Raw genomic sequence first — 19,638 nt, 5'->3', positions numbered from 1 at the left:
AGAGGTGATATTATTACCTCGTAGATGACTTTAGGTGAACACATGAGATCGACAACCAGAAAAACATTTAGTGCTGAATTCAAACTTGAAGCAGCCCAATTAGTCCTCGATAAAAACCATAGCATCATCGAAGCTGCAAAGGCGATGAACGTAGGTAAGTCCACTATGGATAAATGGGTGAGACAGTTAAAACTAGAACGCCAGGGTGGCACACCAAAAGCATCTCCGATTACCCCTGAACAAATTGAAATCCGTGAGCTGAAGAAGCAAATAGCTCGTCTTGAGGAGCACAATCTCATCCTAAAAAAGGCTACCGCTCTCTTGATGTCAGACTCGATGAACAATTTACGCTAATCAGCGCACTCAAGCAGAGCCACTCTATTCTCACAATTTGTAATGCATTCAAAGTGCATCGAAGTAGCTATAAGTATTGGCTAAAAAGAAAAGAACATATTGATGCAGACTTTACTATTTTATGCAGTGAAGTGAAGGCCGCACATCGTATTAGTCATGGCTCTGCCGGTGCGCGAACGATAGCGCAATTAGTGACTAACAAAGGGATTGGTCTCAGTCGTTATCGAGCCCGTAATCTAATGAAAAAGCTTAGGTTATTAAGCTGTCAGCAGCCTAAGCATTCTTATCGGAAAGCGACACAAGAGCATGTTGCAATCCCCAATACGCTTAATCGACAGTTTGCAGTAACTCAACCAGATCAAGTGTGGTGTGGCGACGTGACGTATGTTTGGGTCGGTAATCGCTGGGCCTATCTAGCCGTTGTTCTTGACTTATTTTCCCGCAAACCTGTTGGATGGGCCTTGTCATTATCACCAGATAGTGCGCTGACCTGTAAAGCTTTGAAAATGGCATTTGAGTTAAGGGGTAAGCCTGAGAATGTGATATATCACAGCGATCAAGGTTCGCATTACACAAGCTTGAAATTCAGACAATTAATATGGCGTCTTCAAATTGAGCAAAGTATGAGTCGCCGCGGGAATTGTTGGGATAACGCCCCAATGGAGCGTTTCTTTAGAAGTTTGAAATCTGAGTGGATACCCGCCAGTGGTTATGGGAATTTTACAGAAGCAGATAAAGAGATCACAAATTACATCACTGGATATTACAGTGAGACCAGACCCCATCAATATAATGGTGGGTTAACGCCAAATGAGTCAGAACGTTTATATTGGAATGACTCTAAAACCGTGGCCAATTTTACTTGACCACTACAGAAGAACCAAGCGGTATGAACGACGACATTAGTATCTCGCTGCCCTCGCTGATCCATCGAATTGGGCGGGAGGCGGTTAAACAAGCTCAAGCGATTGCAACCCTATATGATTGCGAGCTTAAGCGTGTGAGGCGTTCAAGGAATTGGTGCATAGTTGGCGCGGCGATTAAGATCCAATCCTGCAGTGCGCATTTACAAAGTGAGCCATTGCTGGCGCAGCAGTTAATCGCTAAAGATGGCCAGTTTGGCTATCTTATCAAAAAGTTGGAGTCAGCCTTGCTGCAACATACGGACAAGCTAGAGCCCTTAGACGCTAAGTTGATTCGGCTTATCACAGACAATCCCGCGATCACTTTAGTTGAGTTGATGCAACTGACCCAATGCACTATCACAGAGGCCAGATTGGCACGTTTTCAAGCCGACTCTTGGTAGTTTGCTTGCTTCGCGTTCTCGCTATGCGCCTCTATTGCTGGGTTGCTTTTTCTAACACTTTTATTTGATTTTCGATTTGCTCGGCTTCAGCGGTCAGCATTGAGTAGGATCGAATATCGCCTTTTCTCTGTGCAAGCATCGCTTCTTCAAGCTTTGCATTGTATTGCTGAGTTAACTTTTTTAAGGGATTTTTCTTAAAGATTGAAAACATGGCCACTTCTACTAAGTTGAGTATTTGGGTTATATACGTAGGTAACGGGATTTAAGTTTTACTTTTTTAAATTAAAAGCAGCGCCTCCAACTCTTAATCCACAATCCACAATCCACAATCCACAATCCACAATCCACAATCCACAATCCACAATCCACAGCCATCGGCCTCAGCAAGGCTGAGACCTTATCTTACATTTTCAGCAAACTAATGGGTTGCTATGTCTTATTTAACTTGCAACCCATTGAAAATAAGCTTAAATCTTAAACTGGCCGACGAGTTTACCGAGGTTAATCCCTTCTTGCGATACGGTTTGGCTAACTCTGGCAGCATCTTCACTGGAATGAAGTAACTCATTCACAATCTCTTGGATGGCGAACACGTTGCGGTTGATTTCTTCGGTCACAGAGCTTTGTTCCGTAGCCGCCGTTGCAATTTGGGTGCTCATGTCGTTGATTGCCGTGACCGCCGATGTCACAGAGCCAAGGCTTTCGGAGATTGCGCGAGAAGAGTCTACCGAGCGTACGCAGCTTTGCTGACTTTCTTCCATCGTTTTCACCGCTAGCGCCACAAGCTTGTGCAGTTCTGATAGCATCTCGTTGATTTCTAGCGTGCTTGATTGCGTTCGGCTCGCTAAGTTGCGCACTTCATCGGCCACCACGGCAAAGCCTCGGCCCTGTTCTCCGGCGCGAGCGGCTTCGATGGCGGCATTTAATGCTAATAGGTTAGTTTGCTCGGCGATGCCGCCAATAACAGATAGCACGTTATTGATTTTCTTCGACTGTTCGCTCAAGGATTGAATATTGCCAGCCGCATTGTTGATTTGCGCCATGAGCGCGGATATTTCTTCTAAAGAAGCATCGACGCAACGCTGGGCATTGGCCACATCGCCTGTTGCGGCATGGGTCGCTTCGGCCACTTGCGTGGTATTTTGCGCTACTTCGCTGGCGGTGGCTGACATTTCAGTAATAGCGGTAACCACTTGATCGGTTTCATTGTTATGGCTAATGAGTTGGCTCGACATCACTTTGGTTTGATCGTGAATCGCGTTGGCGGCGCCTTTAACTTTAGCGGTCGCGTTTGCCACATCGCCTATGATGGTTTGGAGTTTATCGACAAACAGGTTAAAGGATCGACCTAGTTGTGCAATTTCATCTTCACCTTTCACTGTGAGGCGTTTAGTTAAATCGCCTTCGCCTTTGGCGATATCGTTTAAGTTGTCCGCCATATTTTTAATCGGTGCCACCATGCGTTGGGCGGTGGCGAGAATAACGACGGCTGTAATCGCAGCGAGTAACAGTGCAATTAACAGAATGGCATAGGACTTATCGATCATTTGCTCAGTGACCGTTGCACGATAGTCCTCAACGACAGCGTCGATATCATCGATATAAGCGCCCGTGCCTAGCATCCAATCTGTGCCAGGGATCATCATGGAGTAACCGATTTTCTCAATTTGCTCATTTGTATTGGGTTTTTGGAAATAGAACGAGAAGTTACCGTCGCCCTTTTTAGCTGCATCGAGTAAACCAACAATGATTTTTGTGCCGCGGGGATCTGTCATATCAATTTTATTTTGCCCTTCGAGGTTGGGCATGACGGCATGGAATAGGTTTTTGCCTTGGGAGTCGTAGATAAAGAAGTAGCCTGAACTGCCAAAACGGATATCACGAAGCGCTTGGTTCACATTGCCATTTTCTTTTAAAGACAACTGATATTGCACTATGCCAGCGGCAATTTCGGTGGCTTCTTTTATTTGGGTTTTACGTTCACCGATAAGCTTAGTTCTAAACGTTGTGACTTCATCGGCAAGGGCGCTTTGTTCGACGTAGTAAGAAACTGTCATGAGTATGCACAGGGTCAAGATTAACGGGAACAGCGATAACAGCAGTAATTTGTTACGTAAACTGAAATTAGACATGCTTGATGACTCCGTGATGAACATCCTTTTATTGCAGGGCAGTATAGCTAATTTCCCATATTCTTAAGTGCTTAAGTTAACAAAAATATAATGTAAATGACAAAAAGCACGCTTTTTTCTTATGCCTTATGGGTTGGGTATACCTTAAGTTGAGTCACTTTGGTTGATCTTAATCAAGGCCCTATGTGGAAAATGCGTTCACTATATTAGTTAAACTTGATACAAATGGCGGCTAGACTTTCGCGAACCTTGAGCAGGTATCTAAACTTGCAGCGGGTCGGCAGCAAAGTGACATGGCGGCGAAGGGTAAGGGCGGAACAGTGACGAATGAAAAGTTGATTTTAACGCTGAAAATCTGCATTAGTGTGGGTATTTGTCTTATTGCGCTGGGTATTTATCTGCATAATTTTAATGACACCGTTGAAGCGATGGGCGTGCAGGGGATTATTCTCAGTGCTATGTGTGTCGCCTTTGGCATGGCGTTGTCATTACCGACTAAGATGTATTTAACCTTTATGTTGGTTAAGCGAGAGACTGAAAAACATCAATAATTTATTCTTGTACTTGGTTTTACTCTACGATCAATTGGCTTACTTGGCCTTCCTGTTATTCAATCTCAGCTCAAACTCAAACCTGCTATTCAACCCACTAAGCTAAGCCGCAAATGCCCCGATTGTGGTTTTTAACATAATTAACCCAAGACTAATGGGCCAAAAACACCGATAATTCCCCCTTAATGACTCATTACCAATGACGCGACTTGGTCGATGGGCTGCTACAGACTCGCATATTTAGTGGAAATCATATTCAATGGAAATCAAAGTTAATTTTCTCGACAATCTTAGACTTGAAGCCAAGTTTGATGATTTTACCGTGACCGCCGATCAACCGATCCGCTACAAAGGTGATGGTTCTGCTCCTAGTCCGTTTGATTATTTCTTAGCGTCGTCAGCCCTGTGTGCGGCCTATTTCGTGAAGGTGTATTGCAAAGCCCGCGATATTCCAACGGATAACATCAGACTGTCGCAGAACAATATTGTCGATCCCGAAGATCGCTACAACCAGATTTTCCAAATTCAGGTTGAATTGCCAGAAGATATTTCCGATAAAGATCGCGAAGGTATTTTGCGTTCAATTGACCGTTGTACCGTTAAAAAAGTGGTGCAAACGGGCCCAGAATTTAAGATTGAAACCGTTGAAAACTTAGACGCAGACGCCAATGCTATGCTGATGGGCCAGCCTAATGGCGCATCGAGCACCTTTATTCTGGGTAAAGATCTGCCGCTGGAGCAGACCATTGCCAATATGACGGGAATGCTCGCCGAGCTTGGGATGAAGATTGAGATCTCATCATGGCGTAACATAGTGCCGAACGTGTGGTCACTGCATATTCGTGACGCCGCTTCGCCAATGTGTTTTACCAATGGTAAAGGCGCGACCAAAGAAAGTGCGCTGTGTTCAGCGCTCGGCGAGTTTATTGAGCGTTTAAATAACAACTTTTTCTATAATGATCAATTCTTTGGGACTGAAATCGCTAATAGCGAATTTGTGCATTATCCCAATGAAAAGTGGTTTGCATTAGAAGAAGACGATGCGCTACCAGCGGGTATTCTCGATGACTATTGTTTAGAGATTTATAACCCAGATGACGAGCTGTGCGGTTCGCACTTGATTGATACCAACTCAGGTAATGTTAAGCGCGGCATTTGTGCGATTCCTTACACCCGTAAATCTGACGGTGAAACGGTTTACTTCCCATCGAACCTGATTGAAAACCTGTTTTTAAGTAACGGTATGAGCGCGGGCAATAACCTGCAAGAAGCGCATGTGCAGTGCTTGTCAGAGATTTTTGAGCGTGCCGTTAAACGTCAAATCATTGAGCAAGAAATTGTTCTGCCAGATGTGCCAATGTCTGTACTAGAAAAGTACCCAAGCATCCTCGCGGGCATTAACGGCTTAGAAGAGCAAGGTTTCCCAGTTGTAGTCAAAGACGCTTCACTCGGCGGTCAATTCCCTGTGATGTGCGTGACCCTAATGAACCCGAAAACTGGCGGCGTGTTTGCCTCATTTGGCGCGCACCCAAGCTTTGAAGTGGCATTAGAGCGTAGCTTAACTGAGCTGTTGCAAGGCCGCAGTTTCGAAGGCTTAAACGATGTACCAAAACCGACCTTTAATAGCATGGCGGTCAGCGAGCCAGAAAATTTTGTTGAGCACTTTATTGATTCAACAGGGGTAATTTCATGGCGTTTCTTTAGCAGCAAATTCGATTATGAATTCTGTGAATGGGATTTCTCTGGCAGCAGCGAAGAAGAGGCCAGCGGTTTGTTCGGCATCTTAGAAGAGTTAGGTAAAGAGGTGTATATCGCTGAGTTTACTGATTTAGGTGCGTCGGCATGCCGTATTTTAGTACCTGATTACTCTGAGATTTATCCAGTTGATGACTTGATTTGGGATAATACCAATAAGGCGCTGGCATACCGTGAAGATATCCTAAATCTGCATTCGTTAAGCACTAAGCAATTGGCTAATTTGGTCAACCGTTTAGAAGAAAGCCAACTCGATAACTACACAGATATCCGCACCTTAATCGGCATTGTATTCGATGAAAATACCGTTTGGGGTCAGCTCACGATTATCGAGCTTAAGATCCTGATTTATTTGGCACTCGGTGCGCACGAAGATGCGATTGAGTTGGTTGGTGAGTTCCTGCAGTTTAACGACAATACCGTTAAACGCGGCCTGTTCTACCAAGCCATGAATGCTGTATTGGAAGTGACCTTAGATGACGAGTTAGAACTTGATGATTTTATCCATAATTTCAACCGCATGTTCGGTAAAGAAGTGATGGACAATGTCGTTGGCTCAGTCACAGGTAAAGTGCGTTTTTATGGCCTGACTAAGACCAGCATGCAGCTCGAAGGCATTGAGCCACATCTAAGATTGATTGAAAGCTATAAAAAGCTGCATCAAGCCCGTAAAGCTGCGAAAGACGCGAATTAATTCTGTTATTTGGCATTAGCTTAATGTGTTTAAAAGCGAACCTTAGGGTTCGCTTTTTTGTTGGCTGCCTTTTGATGCGTGCTTCTTATGAGCACTTGTGACTATCACTTATTAAGGGCGCTTGTTATTGCTATGTGTGCTTTGAAATGTTTAACCCGCTCAGGCTGTATTTGATATAACTCGATTTTTACCGTTACGTTTCGCTTGATACAGGGCCGCATCGGCCCGCTTAAGCGTGTCTTCATAGGAGGTATCCAATGCTTCTATGCTGGCAACCCCGATACTTACGGTGGCAAACAAGCCATTAACCGCATGTTGTTGCAGTGCCGAGTAAAAACAATCGCAGAGGTATTCAGCAAATTTAACTGCCTGAGACTGCTCTACACCGGGCAGGGCAATCACAAATTCATCCCCACCAAAACGATACGCGCTATCGGTTTTTCTAAATTGAGTGCGACAGGTTTCAGCAACGGCGATGATAATTTTATCGCCAGCATGGTGGCCTAACTGGTCATTGATAGACTTTAAGTGGTCTAAATCGAGGATCAAGATTGAAGTGGGCGTACGGTGGCGCTGAAAAGTGTCGAATTGAACGGTTAAGTCGCGTTCTAATCGGCGGCGATTATATAATCCTGTGAGCTGATCGGTATCGCTGAGCTGACGCAGCTGCAGTTCAAGCTCATGTCGCTGTGAGATATTACTGGCGACCCAGAGCACCACAGGCTCATCATTGACTAGAAAATCTAGCGCTTGAATTCGTCCCTCAAACCAAATGGGTTGATCTGGGCCCGCGTCGGGTAAGCCTTTGACATCTTTATTACTGAGTTCATATTCTTCAATCAGTAATGCTCGGCTAGCTAAGGCTTGTTCGATAATGCCTAAGAAGTAATTTGTTTTATCGGGGTTTAATACATCAGCAATGTACAAACCGACTAAGCCACTGCCATCGTGGTAATAACGCCCATCTTTACCGCCGAATACAGCCACGTACCGACCACTTTTTGACAATATTAAGGCAGGATCTGGCAGTGCATCGAGGATTAACGCCATCTGTTCAATATTGATCATCAATTAAGATCCCTGTGGAAAATCACTTAACTTTATGTCTGCGTGTCCAAGTCATCATTACGAGCCGCTCTTTGGAGCTTTAGCCGCCAATGAATCCCGCTAACTCATAATAATCTAGCCGCTTTTGGTGGGAACAACAAACCATAACGACACGCCGTACAATTTATTTGTCGTCACGATTTTGCCAAGTCGCCAGCGCGATTGATGCCACAAGCCATAACTCTCTCTTTCCTATTGTAACGAGTCAAAAGTGATATGTTGAACTTTAGCGTGTGTGCTTATGTTCAAAAAGCTCAATTATGGCGCTTAGTGGGCAGATGATTTTCGAGTAGACTTAGAAGCTCAATTGCGGTTTTAATTTTATCCAGGGATTTATCATGCACACTGCCGATGATTTTATTGAACATTTAGCGCTAGAACAGCATGTTGAGGGCGGCTATTACCGCTTATCCTATCGTTCTGAAACGCCGTTTGATCAGACTCGGGCATTATGGAGCAGCATCTATTTTTTACTGCGCACGGGTGAAATTTCCCACTTTCACCGCCTAATCGCCGATGAAATGTGGTACTTCCATGCAGGACAATCACTCACTATTTATATGATTGACCCTGATGGCGTGTTAACCACAGCGCAATTGGGACTCGATTTAGCGGCGGGCGAGCGACCACAATTTTTGGTGCCTAAGGGCTGTATTTTTGGCTCGGCGATGAATCAACCCGGCTTTTCGCTCGTGGGCTGTATGGTGTCCCCCGGTTTTACTTTCGATGATTTCGAGTTATTTAGCCAAAAAACGTTACTAGCTCATTTTCCGCAGCACAGCGAAATCATCAAGCGTCTGAGCCGATAGTGGTATAAAAAAAGCGCGTTCATTAGTGCGTGAATTAACCCATTAATGAGTGAGAGTTCGATTCGGTCGAAATAACATCATTCGGCTAAATCAATGCTACTCAGTGTCGTTAAATTTGGCTCAATAGTAAGATATCCCCGCGACAAGGCTTGTCTATTGGCGTTTAACCACGTAAAACAGGCTTTTTGGCGTACCTCTATGTACCAAGTGTTAGGAGTAATTGAATTTGGAACACTTAGTGTGGGAGCTCGATCCTGTATTAATCTCGTTTATGGGACTAAAAATACATTGGTATGGAGTCTTGTTTGCTGTTGCTATCACTGCCGGTTTTCAGGTGATGAAGCGGATTTATATTAAGGAAAACCTCGATGTCGAGTCCCTTGATAATCTACTGATTTATTGTGTGGTTGGCATCATAGTGGGCGCGCGTTTAGCCCATTGTATTTTTTACGATCCGGCTTATTACTTTGCCCATCCGCTGAAGATTTTGGCGATTTGGGAAGGTGGACTCGCCAGCCACGGTGGGGGTTTAGGGGCGATTCTGGCGCTGTATTATTACCAACGCAAAGTGAAGCTGCCATTCCTGTTTTTGTTGGATAGACTCGCGATCGCCACCGCCATTTTTGGCTTTTTTGTGCGTATGGCGAACTTTGCCAACTCAGAGATTTTAGGCGATCCAACGACAAAACCCTGGGGCATTATATTTGCCCGTGTTGATATGTTGCCAAGGCATCCGGCGCAGCTTTATGAGGCTTTTGCCTATTTGGCTATCTTTGTCGTGCTTTATGCTCTGTATCAATTTACGCAGATTAAACAACGGCATGGCGCAATTTTTGGCTTGTTCCTAGTGTCGGTATTTAGTGCGCGAATTGCGATTGAATCGATTAAAGTCAGCCAAGCGGCATACTCTGAGTCAGTGCTAAGTGCGGGACAACTTCTCAGCTTACCGTTTTTAGCCGTTGGCATAGTCTTGTTGTTTCTGGCGTATCGAAAGAAAGCCGTTTAAGTCAGAATATCAAACGGTTTAAAAAGGCTTTCTATCTAGATAGAAAGCCTTTTTTATGAAGGAATTAATCATCAAGGATGACGTTAGGCTGTCTTCACTATATTGCTCACTTGCACCATGGCATCCCGTGCGGAGCGGCTCACTCCCGAGAGTTGGAAGAAGCCATGGATGACCCCAAGATAGCGGCGGCAGTGGGCATTCACGCCAGCCTCTAATAGATGCCTAAATAGCTGTTCTCCTTCATCGACGAGCGGATCAAATTCTGCTGTGATGATATGGGTTTCGGGCAGTCCCGCTAGGTCAGCGCTTCGCAGTGGACTGGCTTCGGCATCGGTTCTGGGGTGCCAATCTAAATACAGATCAAATCCAGTGAGTAAGGTGTCGCGGGTGATGATGTATTTCTCGCCATTGTCGCTATAGCTTTGGCTTTTAGCGGTGGCATCGAGCATTGGATAGATAAGTACTTGCTTTTGTGGCAACCATTGCCCTTTGGCTTTTAAACGTAGGCAAGTGACTAGAGCTAAATGGCCGCCGGCGCTGTCGCCCATCAGGGTAATCTTGTCCTTATCGCCACCCCATTGTTGGCAATGCTGATAAATAACTTCGGCGGCATGGCAGGCATCGTCGTGGGCGGCGGGGTAAACATGTTCTGGGGCGAGACGATAGCGAACGGCAATCACCAGTGCGCCAGCATCATTAGCGAGTTTACGCAGTTGTTGATTGTGGGTTTCAACGCCGCCACTAACAAAACAGCCGCCATGGTAATAAATGACAACGGGTAAATCCTGTGCCGCCGAAGGTTTGAACAGGGTCAAGTCTGCGCCATCGATGGAAACTGCGCGCACCTCGAACACGTCTTCCGCTTCACCTGCGAGTACCGTGCTGGCGATATAACCTTGCCTACGTTGCTCAATGGTTTGCTCTCGCACCGATGGGCAACCCGCCGCGATAAACTCGCTAACCAATTGTTTAATTCCATCTTCTAAATAGAGTTGGCTCATTTAATCTTCCCTCATTTTTCAGTGTGCTTAGCAGTTCTGCAATGGGCTGAGTTTATCGGCAGTTTAATTGAAATGGTAGCCGCAGTGATGAGAAGTAATAGTGGATTAGCAGCATTGACATAATTTCTGCCGAGTCACAATTTTGCTCAATTTGTCTTTGCTCAATTTGTCTTTGCTCGGTTTGTTGTGCGCACTCCGATTCTGTGCTCATTGATTAGATGCTTGTTAGCCTAAATTCACATACTGTGATGAGTCCTGTTTTTAGCCTGCCATCAACTCAGTAATGAATACGGTTGCAGTCGGCATATTTTCATTAATACAGATTGAGTTGTATGGTGACTTGTAAGAAAATTACCAACTCAATTGACCATTAGGCTGGATGCGCTTAAATTTCCGCCTGATTGTGTGTTAGTTAGCACTAGGTTGTCTATTTGTGAAAGTTGCTTTCAGTCTCTTGGCTAAAATATAGGTTGCCAAGATACCGTTTGAGCGACACATTGAGCCAGTGCTCACATCGTTATCCGTACTCTATTTGCAGGAATTCTCCGTGGCTAAAGCACCCAAAACATTGCAACAACGCATGAGCATAGTTGCCCTCACTTGGCCGATTTTTGTCGAGACCTTGCTGCAATCACTGCTTGGGATCAGCGACATTTTTATGCTCAGCCACTATTCCGATAACGCGGTTGCAGCGGTGGGACTCACGACTCAGCTGATGTTCTTCATGATGGTCATGTCCATGATGGTGAGCACAGGTGCGAGCATTTTGATTAGCCAGAACAATGGCGCAGGCCAGTCGCAACAGGCTGTCGATATCGGGGTGGCAAGTGTCGCATTAAGTTTAGGGCTCGCCTTGATCATGGGCGCCTCTATGTTCTTCGGCGCCAAGGGGATTATCGGCCTGTTTGCGCTTGAACACGATGTGGCGGGCTTTGGATATGACTACTTAGTGATTTGCGGCAGCTTGAGTATAGGCTTGGTCATGAACATCGCTTTTGCCGCGATTCTAAGGAGTTACGGCTTTACCCGCTCGGCCATGTTAGTCACCTCAAGCACAGGCTTGATGAACGTTATCGGTAACTATATTGCCCTGTATTCTCCCTTTGACTTGCCTGTTTATGGGGTAACAGGGGTGGCAATTTCCACCGTCACCAGCCAGATCATCGGCGCTGTGATCATGCTGATGGTGATCCGCTATAAAAAGATCCCGCTGCCACTGCAACGGCTTAAATTATTACCGCGCAGCACCTATTGGAGTGTGATGCGTATCGGTCTACTCAATGCCGGTGAGATGTTGTCTTACAATGTGGCGCAGATGACCATCATCTATTTTATCAGTCAAATGGGGACTTTATCGCTCACGGCTTATACCTATGGCCTAAACATCAGCCGGTTTATTTATTGTTTTGCGGTGGCGCTCGGGCAGGCAACGCAAATTCAGACCGGATACTATGTCGGCAAACAATGGTTCGATGAAATCACTGCGAGAGTGCAACGCTACTGTCTGGTGGGTTTTGTCACTTCGCTGGTCATAGTGTTAGTCTTCTACTGGCAGCGATTCACTATCGTTGGCTGGCTTAGTGAGAACGAGGAAGTCATCCAACTGACGGCGTTATTACTGGCAGGTTCTATCGCGCTTGAAACGGGGCGGGTGTTTAATCTGGTGATTATTTCGGCATTAAAAGGGGCGGGTGATGTGGCGTTCCCCGTGCGGGTTGGCCTCTTTAGCATGTGGGGGATTGGCGTGCTATTGGCATGGTTCTTTGGCCTTCATTTAGGCTATGGCGTACTCGCCGCTTGGCTGGCCGTTGCCGCAGATGAATGGATACGCGGCCTGATTATGGTGTATCGCTGGCGCTCGTGCCGTTGGCAACGTTTTACTCGCATACCCGCTGCGACTGCAGTGTAGTTTTGGTGAGGTGAATTGGAAGCGCAGCAAACATAGGCTGCGCTTTTTGTTTGATAAGCTTAACTTTGCTGCTTCAACAAGGTACGACATAGCTTGATAAAGTCCGATGACGTGACGATACCGAGCACCTTTTTATCGGCATCGACGACGGGTAAGCAGCCGAGTTTGTTTTCGATAAAATATTCCACCACCACAGTTAAAGGCTCGTCGGCAGTAAGATGCTGAAAGTCTTGGTCCATCACGGTTGTGATCGGCGTGTATCGTTCCTTGCGCTCGAGCGCGCCTTGGCCGTACTTATTCAACATAGTCATCACGCTGGCGATCATCTTTTTATGGGTGAGTACGCCAACGAGGGTGCCATCAATTTCAGAAATCACGGGTAAGTGGCGTACGCCACGGGTTTGCATCAGATGGTGGGCATCTTTCAAACTGGCGCCATCGCTGATGCAGATGACTTGATCACTCATAATATCGCTGACTTTCATTGTTAAATTCCTTTTCTTGCCATTCTTAGGCGTGCATTTAACACGCTGCGTTAGCCTGCACCGATGTTAGCAGCTTCCTTGTTCACTGCGCCAGTCCTGCATAAATAAAGTACGCCATTCAGTATAAGTGTTTGAATTGATAGAAATCATAAAAGGCTGACAAAGATGTCACAAATGTGTAACAGTGATGTCTCACAATCGGGGTCTCATTAGACCTCATACCAGTGAAGCCTTATCTAACAAGGAATAATAATAATGAATCGTACCGTAACTCGTCGTGACTTTTTGGCTATGTCGGCCAAAGGTGTTGGCGTTGCTGTGATCTCTTACGGCTTGATGGGCTGTAGCGATAGTAATGATGATAATTCTGTACCCGCGCAATTTTTACATGGGATTGCCAGTGGCGATCCTGCGATTGATGCTGTGATCCTTTGGACCCGTGTCACGCCTGAATCTGAGGGCGATGTAAAAGTGAGTTGGCAAGTGGCAAGCGATGCGGCCTTTGCTCAATTAGTGACCACGGGTGAGATGGTCACTAATGCAAGCCGTGACTACACGGTTAAGATTGATGCCCGCGGCTTACGTGCTGGCCAAAACTACTTTTACCGCTTTATGACAGGTGACAAAACCTCAGCCGTGGGTAAAACCCGCACGCTGCCTGAGGGCGATGTGAGTTCTGTCAAACTGGCGGTGATGTCCTGTGCGAACTTTCCAGCCGGATACTTTAACGTATATGAATTAGCGGCGGCGCAGGATGACTTAGATGCTGTGGTGCATTTAGGCGATTACATCTATGAATATGCCCGTGGCGGTTATGCCAGTGAGCATGCTGCAGAGCTTGGCCGTGAAGTATTGCCGGCCACTGAGTTGCTGACATTGGGCGATTATCGCACCCGTTATGGCCAGTATCATACCGATGCGAGTCTGCAAAAGTTACACGCGAAAGTGCCTTTTATCACGGTATGGGATGACCACGAAGTGGCCAACGATACTTGGCGTGATGGCGCTGAGAATCATAATGAAGGCGAAGGCGATTTTGCCGTCCGCAAAGAAGCGGCACTGCAAGCTTATTTCGAATGGTTGCCTATTCGCCCATGGCGCGAAGGGAACCATGAAGAGATTTACCGCAGCTTCAGTTACGGCAATCTTGTCGACCTGCACATGCTCGATACCCGTGTATTGGCCCGAGATAAACAGCTCGATTATGCTGATTATATGGATCCCACAACGGGTTCGTTTGCGGGCGAGCGTTTCCTTGCCGATGTGACTTCGACCACTCGCACTATGCTGGGTCTGACGCAATTGTTATGGCTGCAGGGCACTTTGCTGCAAGCAACGGGCAAGTGGCAGGTGTTAGGGCAACAGATTTTGATGGGCAAGATGTCATTGCCAGCGGCGATTGCGACTCAGCAGATGAGCATTCCCCAATATGCCATGTTAGGCGCGTTAGCTAAGCTAGCGGCGCGTGCGGCGGCAAATGACCCGACGCTGACCGCCCAAGAGTTGCAATATCTTCAGGCTAATCAAGCCTTATTAACCCCAGAAGTTATCGCACTGCTGCAATTACCTGCCATTCCATACAACTTAGATGCTTGGGACGGTTACGCCTACGAGCGTGAGGTGATTTTAGGTACGGCTAAATCGAAAAACCTCAATCTAGTCGTGATCGCGGGTGATACCCATAATGCCTGGGCTAACGAGCTTAAAGATGTGAATGGCGATACCGTTGGGGTGGAGTTTGCGACCAGCTCAGTGTCTTCACCAGGTCTTGAGTATTATTTGAATCTGCCAGCTGAGCAGATCCCTGCGACTGAGGCGGCGATCGTCGAGTTAGTGCCAGATCTTAAGTACGCTAACTTAAGAGATCGCGGCTTTATGACGCTCACTTTCACCGCTGATGAGGTGCGCAGCGACTGGCATTATGTGGATACCATTCTGTCGAAGGATTTCCAAGCGGCAACGGCACGTGGCTATAGCGCCAAGGCAAAAGTGGGCGAGCATGTGATTACGCCTATCGTTTAACGCAGGTATTTATTCGCTGTTTTTAGGCCACCTTAGAGTGGCCTTTTTGTTGCTTTTTGCCTAAAAAGGCAAAATAAATGTCTGTTGTCACGCAAGTTCTTACTATTACTGCAGCACATCGCATTTTTTTGGTATAAAATTCGCTCCCAAAATTCGGCGGCTGCCTACACTTGCTAAGGCAAAGCTGTTTTAGTGTTTTGGGAACCTTTACCCGCCGAACAGACCTTACAGGGGTCATAAGCTTTTGCTTTAACGACCTAAGAATAAAATCAATGTGATGGGGACTGTGTCATGTCAGAAAAGTATTTTGTTACCGCGCAGCAATTGCTGGAAGATTCATTTTTATTAGCTTCGCAAGTGTATGAGAGTGGCTTTCGTCCGCAGTTTATCGTGGGTATTTGGCGTGGCGGCGCTCCAATCGGGATCGCGGTACAGGAATTTTTCGACTTTAAACAAGTAGAAACCGATCACATTGCTGTGCGTACTTCTTCCTATTATGGGATTGGCACCGATAAGCAAAGCAAAGAAATCAAAGTTCACGGTCTGCATTACATCGTTGAAAATGCGAACGCTAGCGACGGTTTATTGATTGTGGATGACGTGTTTGACTCTGGCCGCAGTATCCATGCATTAAAAGAAAAACTCGGTCAGTTGATGCGCCTGAATATGCCAACTGATATCCGTATCGCTTGCCCTTATTACAAGCCAAAAAATACCGCCGTGCCATTAAAGCCTGACTATTACATCCATGCCTCTGAAGACTGGTTAGTGTTCCCGCATGAAGTCACAGGTTTAACGCCGGAAGAAATTGCCGAAGGCAAGGGCGATTTAAAGAATATCCAGCACCTGTTTAAATAGCTTGCTCGCGGCGAAATATAGACTATTTTCGCAATAAAAAATGCGTTAACGATTAATCGTTAACGCATTTTTTGTTTTCTATATCGACGACTTATAAATCCATACAGTTAGCATAGTAAGTCACAGTGGCGGGCCAGTCGGAGAAAACCCCAATCACACCGACATCTTTAGCTAACACATCGAGTAATTCAAAGGTATCGCCTTCGTTATCTATGGCTTCGGTAATGCTTTGATAATAAAAGCCGCCACCATTTTTTAATAATCCAGAACGTTCCAGCGACCAAGTGATGATCTTAAGCCCAGCGCCTTTGGCGGCCTTAGCGTATTCCGAAGGGATGATCTTTTTGTCCGCATCTAAGGCGACTAAAACCCAGAGTGGCGGCGCGATAATTTCGACGCCTTTGGTTTTCAAATCTGCCATTGATGGTGACCAAGTGGCAGAGTTTTGCGGATCGAAAGCGCTGTTATAATCGTATCTGTCATCGAGAAATACGGCTTGTTTCGCAAACTCAGGTGCGTTGGCGACCCAATATTTGATGTCATCTAAGATAAATGATTGAGGGAATACTTGCGAAGCATCGACGCCAGCCGCCGTGTATTCATCTAACATTTTTTGTGCGTAATCCTGCTGAGTAAAACCATCGAATGGCATAGATACGCTGGCGGCTTTGAGTTCTGGCGTCATCTTCACGCCAGCTTTTTTAAACATTTCAATACTTTCAGCATGGGTCATCAAGGTGCCATTGCCAGCGTAGAGATCGGTGCGCCAGCTTGGAGTGCCATTGATGAATTCGGCCGCAGTGGTCGCTTTCGGATTGCTGCCTTCCATTTTACCCTTGAGGGTTTTAAATTCGGCGAGGGTGATATCGCTGGTGCAACAGGTCGCCGATGCGCTGACGCCATTGGCTGCATCGGCTGGAGTGAATGGGCTCGAACATTTATTAGCCAGTTCAGGCACGGCTAAAATGTTGGTCGTGCTGGCAAGATCGCACTGTGAGTGGCGGCACACTAAGGCTTTATCGGCGGTGAAGGTGACATCACATTCAACTATGCCAGCGCCCGAATCGATAGCTGCTTGGTAGGATTCCTTTGTATGCTCAGGGAATTGCATTGGTGCTCCACGGTGACCGATGGAAAACTCGCTGCGATAAAAATTGTCAGTGGTGCATTGTTCTAAGCGGGTTTTAAGTGTGCTGTCTTGCATTTGACGCACGAGGAATAAAGGTCTTTCTCCCACTTGAGCTGGAACAGGTTTGCTGGCCGGTGGCGTGACTTCTGTGTTGTTATCGTCACTATTGCAACCAGCTAATAAAGCGCTGGTGGCAATTAACAGACCGAGTGAGAGCGACGAAAGAGGGCGTAGTTTCATCAGATTTACCTATGAGTAATGATGTAAATTATTAATATTAATCAGAAACTCTAAAGTGTTAATGTGACTAAAAAAGCCTATTTTTATGACATAAACAAGAATATATACCGTTTGCACGACGATTATCTAAAGCACGCTAGCTCGCGATAAACAGCCATCAATAGAGGGTGAGCGGGATATATGCGCAGTGTTGTTTTAGACTTGAGAATTGACTCCACTGGGCGAGTCGATGAAACTGGCATGAATATTTTCATCTGGGCGATCTTTCTGGGCCGAAATCAAGTACACTGCGCTCCTTTTGTTTTATGATGAGCGTTTGGTTCGCTTGATAAGACAAACGTGACAAGCATCATTTAGGAAATAGAGCAGAATGAGCAAGGGCAAAAAATACGATTTTCGCGTGACACAGGGCGACAAAGGTTGGAAAACTGAAATCACTCGTCGCATGACATCAACTAAAACGGTTGTGTCTAAGAGCCATGATGGTTTTGCGACCGAAGCTGAAGCGCAAGCTTGGGGCTTGACTGAATTACAAGTGTTTTTAGGTACGTTAACTGAGCGCAACAAACGTCGTTCAGAGAAACAAGCTAAAGCAAAATTAGCCGCAGCATTAGCGGCTGAAGCGGCAACTGATGCCGAAGATCTTGATGAAGATGATTTCGACGAAGAGTAACACTCACTCGTTTAGTATTGTCTTATCAAGCTAGTGTGACTGTTAGGGCGCGCATGACGCGTTCTGAAACGTCACTCTGGCTATGAATAACAAAAGGCGGATCTTAGGATCCGCCTTTTGTGTTTTTGTCGCTCAACCTCTTTGAGCTTATCAACTCATTTTTTCCTGTTCACTCCGCACGTTTTGGTCAATTGAGAGCCGTTATTGCTATAGTCTTGTTTTTAGAGAGTTTCAGCGCTATTGCGTATTCTATACCATTAATAAATAACGATAATTATTATCGTTTGGTTTACTTGGATTCAGGTCTGTGCTCATATGTAGAGAATTCGAACACACGTTTAATTTTATTAAGGTAAGGGAACTCCTATGAAACTACTTCAATCCAGTTTATTGCTGTGTTTGTCGGCTTCGGCAACCATGAGTTATGGCCAAGCCTTAGATGGAGAGGCGTTACGCTTGTTACAGGCGTCGCTAAAGGATTCAACTTTGGATGCACAAGCTCAGTTAACCAATACTAAGCGGGCATTGGCGTTAGATTTGAGCCATCAATATGCGCAGCTTGCGCCTATCTTACAGACTGAAATAAACCAGTATCAGTTGGCCGTAAATGCCGATGACATTCTGTCTCAGCATAGGCTCAATGATAATGTGATCACCAAAGCCGATGCGTCGATTCGCCGAGTGAAGGGCTTAAGTGCCAAAGCAGATTCTCTGGTGCAAGTGCGTCTAGCAGATGAAACCATGTTAACCCCATGGCAGCAAGGTGAGTCTCCTTTATTTGCCTATGAGCCCGATGGTGACGAGAGTCAGTGGGATTATATTGAAGCCTTTGATATTCATGGGCAAGTTCATCAATTAGACGTGTATAACCTACCGCAGCAGCCGGTATTTGTGGTCGGTATCGATAGTAAAAAAGCCTTTGTGGCTGGCTTAGAGGTGATGCGGGCGACATTTGCCGAAGCACAATCGGCGAAAAAAAATGGTGCGCTACTGAGCCGTGCGCAAACACAGGCGGTGGCAGACAAGCCTATTTCCACCACAGTGATCAAACAAATATCCTTGAAGGATGATCATGAGCCGTGGATTTCTGGTCGTGCCGAGATTTACGGCATAGTGACAGGGATTGACCCGAGCCGTGAAGAACCTGTGCTCGATATCGTCGAAATGCCCTATTTAGATTATGCGGATACGACCTATTACCCGAATCAAATCATCATCCATTGGGAGCGTTATCGTTGGGCGGCTGCGGACATGATCCTAATGGAGCATGACGATGGCACTAACTATAAAGTGTTGGCCACTAAGTTGTTGGAAGCGGCGGAGCAGATCTTAAAGTCGATCCCCGATCCTGAAGCTCAGGGTTATGCGCTGATCCCGCAAATCACCAATGGTATTTTAAGTGTGATGCCGGATGCTTGGTTCACCAATGACGATGACTTTGTCGACGTGTATTACACCTTACAGGAAGGGGTTGAATACCCTAACTTGAACGGGGCTAACGGTAATGCGATGACGAGCTTTGCGCCATTAGTCATCCAACCAAGACCCTGATGAATCATAGCGGCTAAATGCAATGGCTGGAATGTAAAAGCGGATCCTAAGATCCG

At 46.0% G+C, this 19,638-nt stretch carries 17 protein-coding genes; 11 read left to right on the top strand and 6 right to left on the bottom strand.

Annotation, left to right across the window (positions count from 1 at the left end):
- Nucleotides 1-42 precede the first annotated feature (42 nt).
- Together OX890_RS19500 and OX890_RS19495 are read left to right on the top strand one after the other, a co-directional pair.
- Nucleotides 43-1,220, top strand: a protein-coding gene (locus OX890_RS19500; protein WP_268649739.1) for an IS3-like element ISSba5 family transposase whose coding sequence is annotated in 2 segments (ribosomal slippage) — nt 43-301 and nt 301-1,220 — 1,179 coding nt in all. Because the reading frame shifts where the segments join, the coding sequence is not laid out codon by codon here.
- Nucleotides 1,221-1,243: 23 nt separating this feature from the next.
- Nucleotides 1,244-1,660, top strand: coding sequence for a ribosome recycling factor family protein (locus OX890_RS19495; protein ID WP_126492739.1), 417 nt, complete (start codon nt 1,244-1,246; stop codon nt 1,658-1,660).
- 31 nt (nt 1,661-1,691) lie between these two features.
- Here the strand turns inward: OX890_RS19495 and OX890_RS19490 are convergent, their stop codons facing one another.
- Both OX890_RS19490 and OX890_RS19485 read right to left on the bottom strand, forming a co-directional pair.
- Entirely contained in the window at nt 1,692-1,871 is a 180-nt protein-coding gene (locus OX890_RS19490; RefSeq protein WP_126492738.1) for a DUF6435 family protein, read from the bottom strand.
- 256 nt (nt 1,872-2,127) lie between these two features.
- On the bottom strand, nt 2,128-3,792 hold the full coding sequence (locus OX890_RS19485; RefSeq protein ID WP_126492737.1) for a methyl-accepting chemotaxis protein: 1,665 nt from the start codon (nt 3,790-3,792) through the stop codon (nt 2,128-2,130).
- 320 nt (nt 3,793-4,112) lie between these two features.
- Here OX890_RS19485 and OX890_RS19480 point away from each other — a divergent pair, with 320 nt between their 5' ends.
- Entirely contained in the window at nt 4,113-4,343 is a 231-nt protein-coding gene (locus OX890_RS19480) for a hypothetical protein (protein WP_006080209.1), read from the top strand.
- 259 nt (nt 4,344-4,602) lie between these two features.
- Complete coding sequence (locus OX890_RS19475; RefSeq protein ID WP_126492736.1) at nt 4,603-6,792, top strand: OsmC domain/YcaO domain-containing protein; 2,190 nt, start codon at nt 4,603-4,605, stop codon at nt 6,790-6,792.
- Between the two features lie 159 nt (nt 6,793-6,951).
- Here OX890_RS19475 and OX890_RS19470 read toward each other — a convergent pair whose 3' ends face one another.
- Complete coding sequence (locus tag OX890_RS19470) at nt 6,952-7,860, bottom strand: GGDEF domain-containing protein (protein WP_006080211.1); 909 nt, start codon at nt 7,858-7,860, stop codon at nt 6,952-6,954.
- 377 nt (nt 7,861-8,237) lie between these two features.
- On the opposite strand from OX890_RS19470, the gene OX890_RS19465 reads away from it, so the two are divergent.
- Both OX890_RS19465 and lgt read left to right on the top strand, forming a co-directional pair.
- Entirely contained in the window at nt 8,238-8,708 is a 471-nt protein-coding gene (locus OX890_RS19465) for a cupin domain-containing protein (RefSeq protein WP_126492735.1), read from the top strand.
- 226 nt (nt 8,709-8,934) lie between these two features.
- Nucleotides 8,935-9,714 carry a prolipoprotein diacylglyceryl transferase gene (gene lgt, locus OX890_RS19460; RefSeq protein WP_063881653.1) on the top strand — a complete coding sequence of 260 codons (780 nt, stop codon included), beginning with the start codon at nt 8,935-8,937 and terminating at the stop codon, nt 9,712-9,714.
- Between the two features lie 83 nt (nt 9,715-9,797).
- Here lgt and OX890_RS19455 read toward each other — a convergent pair whose 3' ends face one another.
- A complete protein-coding gene (locus OX890_RS19455; RefSeq protein WP_259563358.1) occupies nt 9,798-10,715 on the bottom strand; it encodes an alpha/beta hydrolase in 918 nt (305 codons plus the stop codon).
- Nucleotides 10,716-11,262: 547 nt separating this feature from the next.
- Here OX890_RS19455 and OX890_RS19450 point away from each other — a divergent pair.
- Nucleotides 11,263-12,624 carry an MATE family efflux transporter gene (locus OX890_RS19450; protein ID WP_259520636.1) on the top strand — a complete coding sequence of 454 codons (1,362 nt, stop codon included), beginning with the start codon at nt 11,263-11,265 and terminating at the stop codon, nt 12,622-12,624.
- A gap of 59 nt (nt 12,625-12,683) precedes the next feature.
- Here OX890_RS19450 and OX890_RS19445 read toward each other — a convergent pair whose 3' ends face one another.
- A complete protein-coding gene (locus OX890_RS19445; protein ID WP_011845794.1) occupies nt 12,684-13,109 on the bottom strand; it encodes a CBS domain-containing protein in 426 nt (141 codons plus the stop codon).
- Between the two features lie 255 nt (nt 13,110-13,364).
- On the opposite strand from OX890_RS19445, the gene OX890_RS19440 reads away from it, so the two are divergent.
- Together OX890_RS19440 and OX890_RS19435 are read left to right on the top strand one after the other, a co-directional pair.
- Nucleotides 13,365-15,131, top strand: coding sequence for an alkaline phosphatase D family protein (locus OX890_RS19440; protein ID WP_115333899.1), 1,767 nt, complete (start codon nt 13,365-13,367; stop codon nt 15,129-15,131).
- A gap of 291 nt (nt 15,132-15,422) precedes the next feature.
- Nucleotides 15,423-15,989 (top strand): phosphoribosyltransferase, encoded by a 567-nt coding sequence (locus tag OX890_RS19435; RefSeq protein WP_006080219.1) that lies wholly within the window; start codon nt 15,423-15,425, stop codon nt 15,987-15,989.
- Nucleotides 15,990-16,080: 91 nt separating this feature from the next.
- Here OX890_RS19435 and OX890_RS19430 read toward each other — a convergent pair whose 3' ends face one another.
- Nucleotides 16,081-17,358: a glycerophosphodiester phosphodiesterase family protein gene (locus OX890_RS19430; RefSeq protein WP_268649771.1), complete on the bottom strand. Its 1,278-nt coding sequence runs from the start codon at nt 17,356-17,358 to the stop codon at nt 16,081-16,083.
- 370 nt (nt 17,359-17,728) lie between these two features.
- Here OX890_RS19430 and OX890_RS19425 point away from each other — a divergent pair, with 370 nt between their 5' ends.
- Entirely contained in the window at nt 17,729-18,031 is a 303-nt protein-coding gene (locus OX890_RS19425; protein ID WP_006080221.1) for a DUF3622 domain-containing protein, read from the top strand.
- A 366-nt stretch (nt 18,032-18,397) separates the two neighbouring features.
- Nucleotides 18,398-19,582 carry a DUF3103 domain-containing protein gene (locus OX890_RS19420; RefSeq protein WP_268649770.1) on the top strand — a complete coding sequence of 395 codons (1,185 nt, stop codon included), beginning with the start codon at nt 18,398-18,400 and terminating at the stop codon, nt 19,580-19,582.
- Nucleotides 19,583-19,638: the final 56 nt, after the last annotated feature.

The sequence above is a fragment of the Shewanella sp. DAU305 genome, assembly GCF_026802235.1.
In the GTDB taxonomy this organism is placed as follows: Bacteria; Pseudomonadota; Gammaproteobacteria; order Enterobacterales; family Shewanellaceae; genus Shewanella; species Shewanella baltica.
Note: the sequence above shows the minus strand (reverse complement) of the source record. Positions and strands in the feature narration are given on the sequence as shown.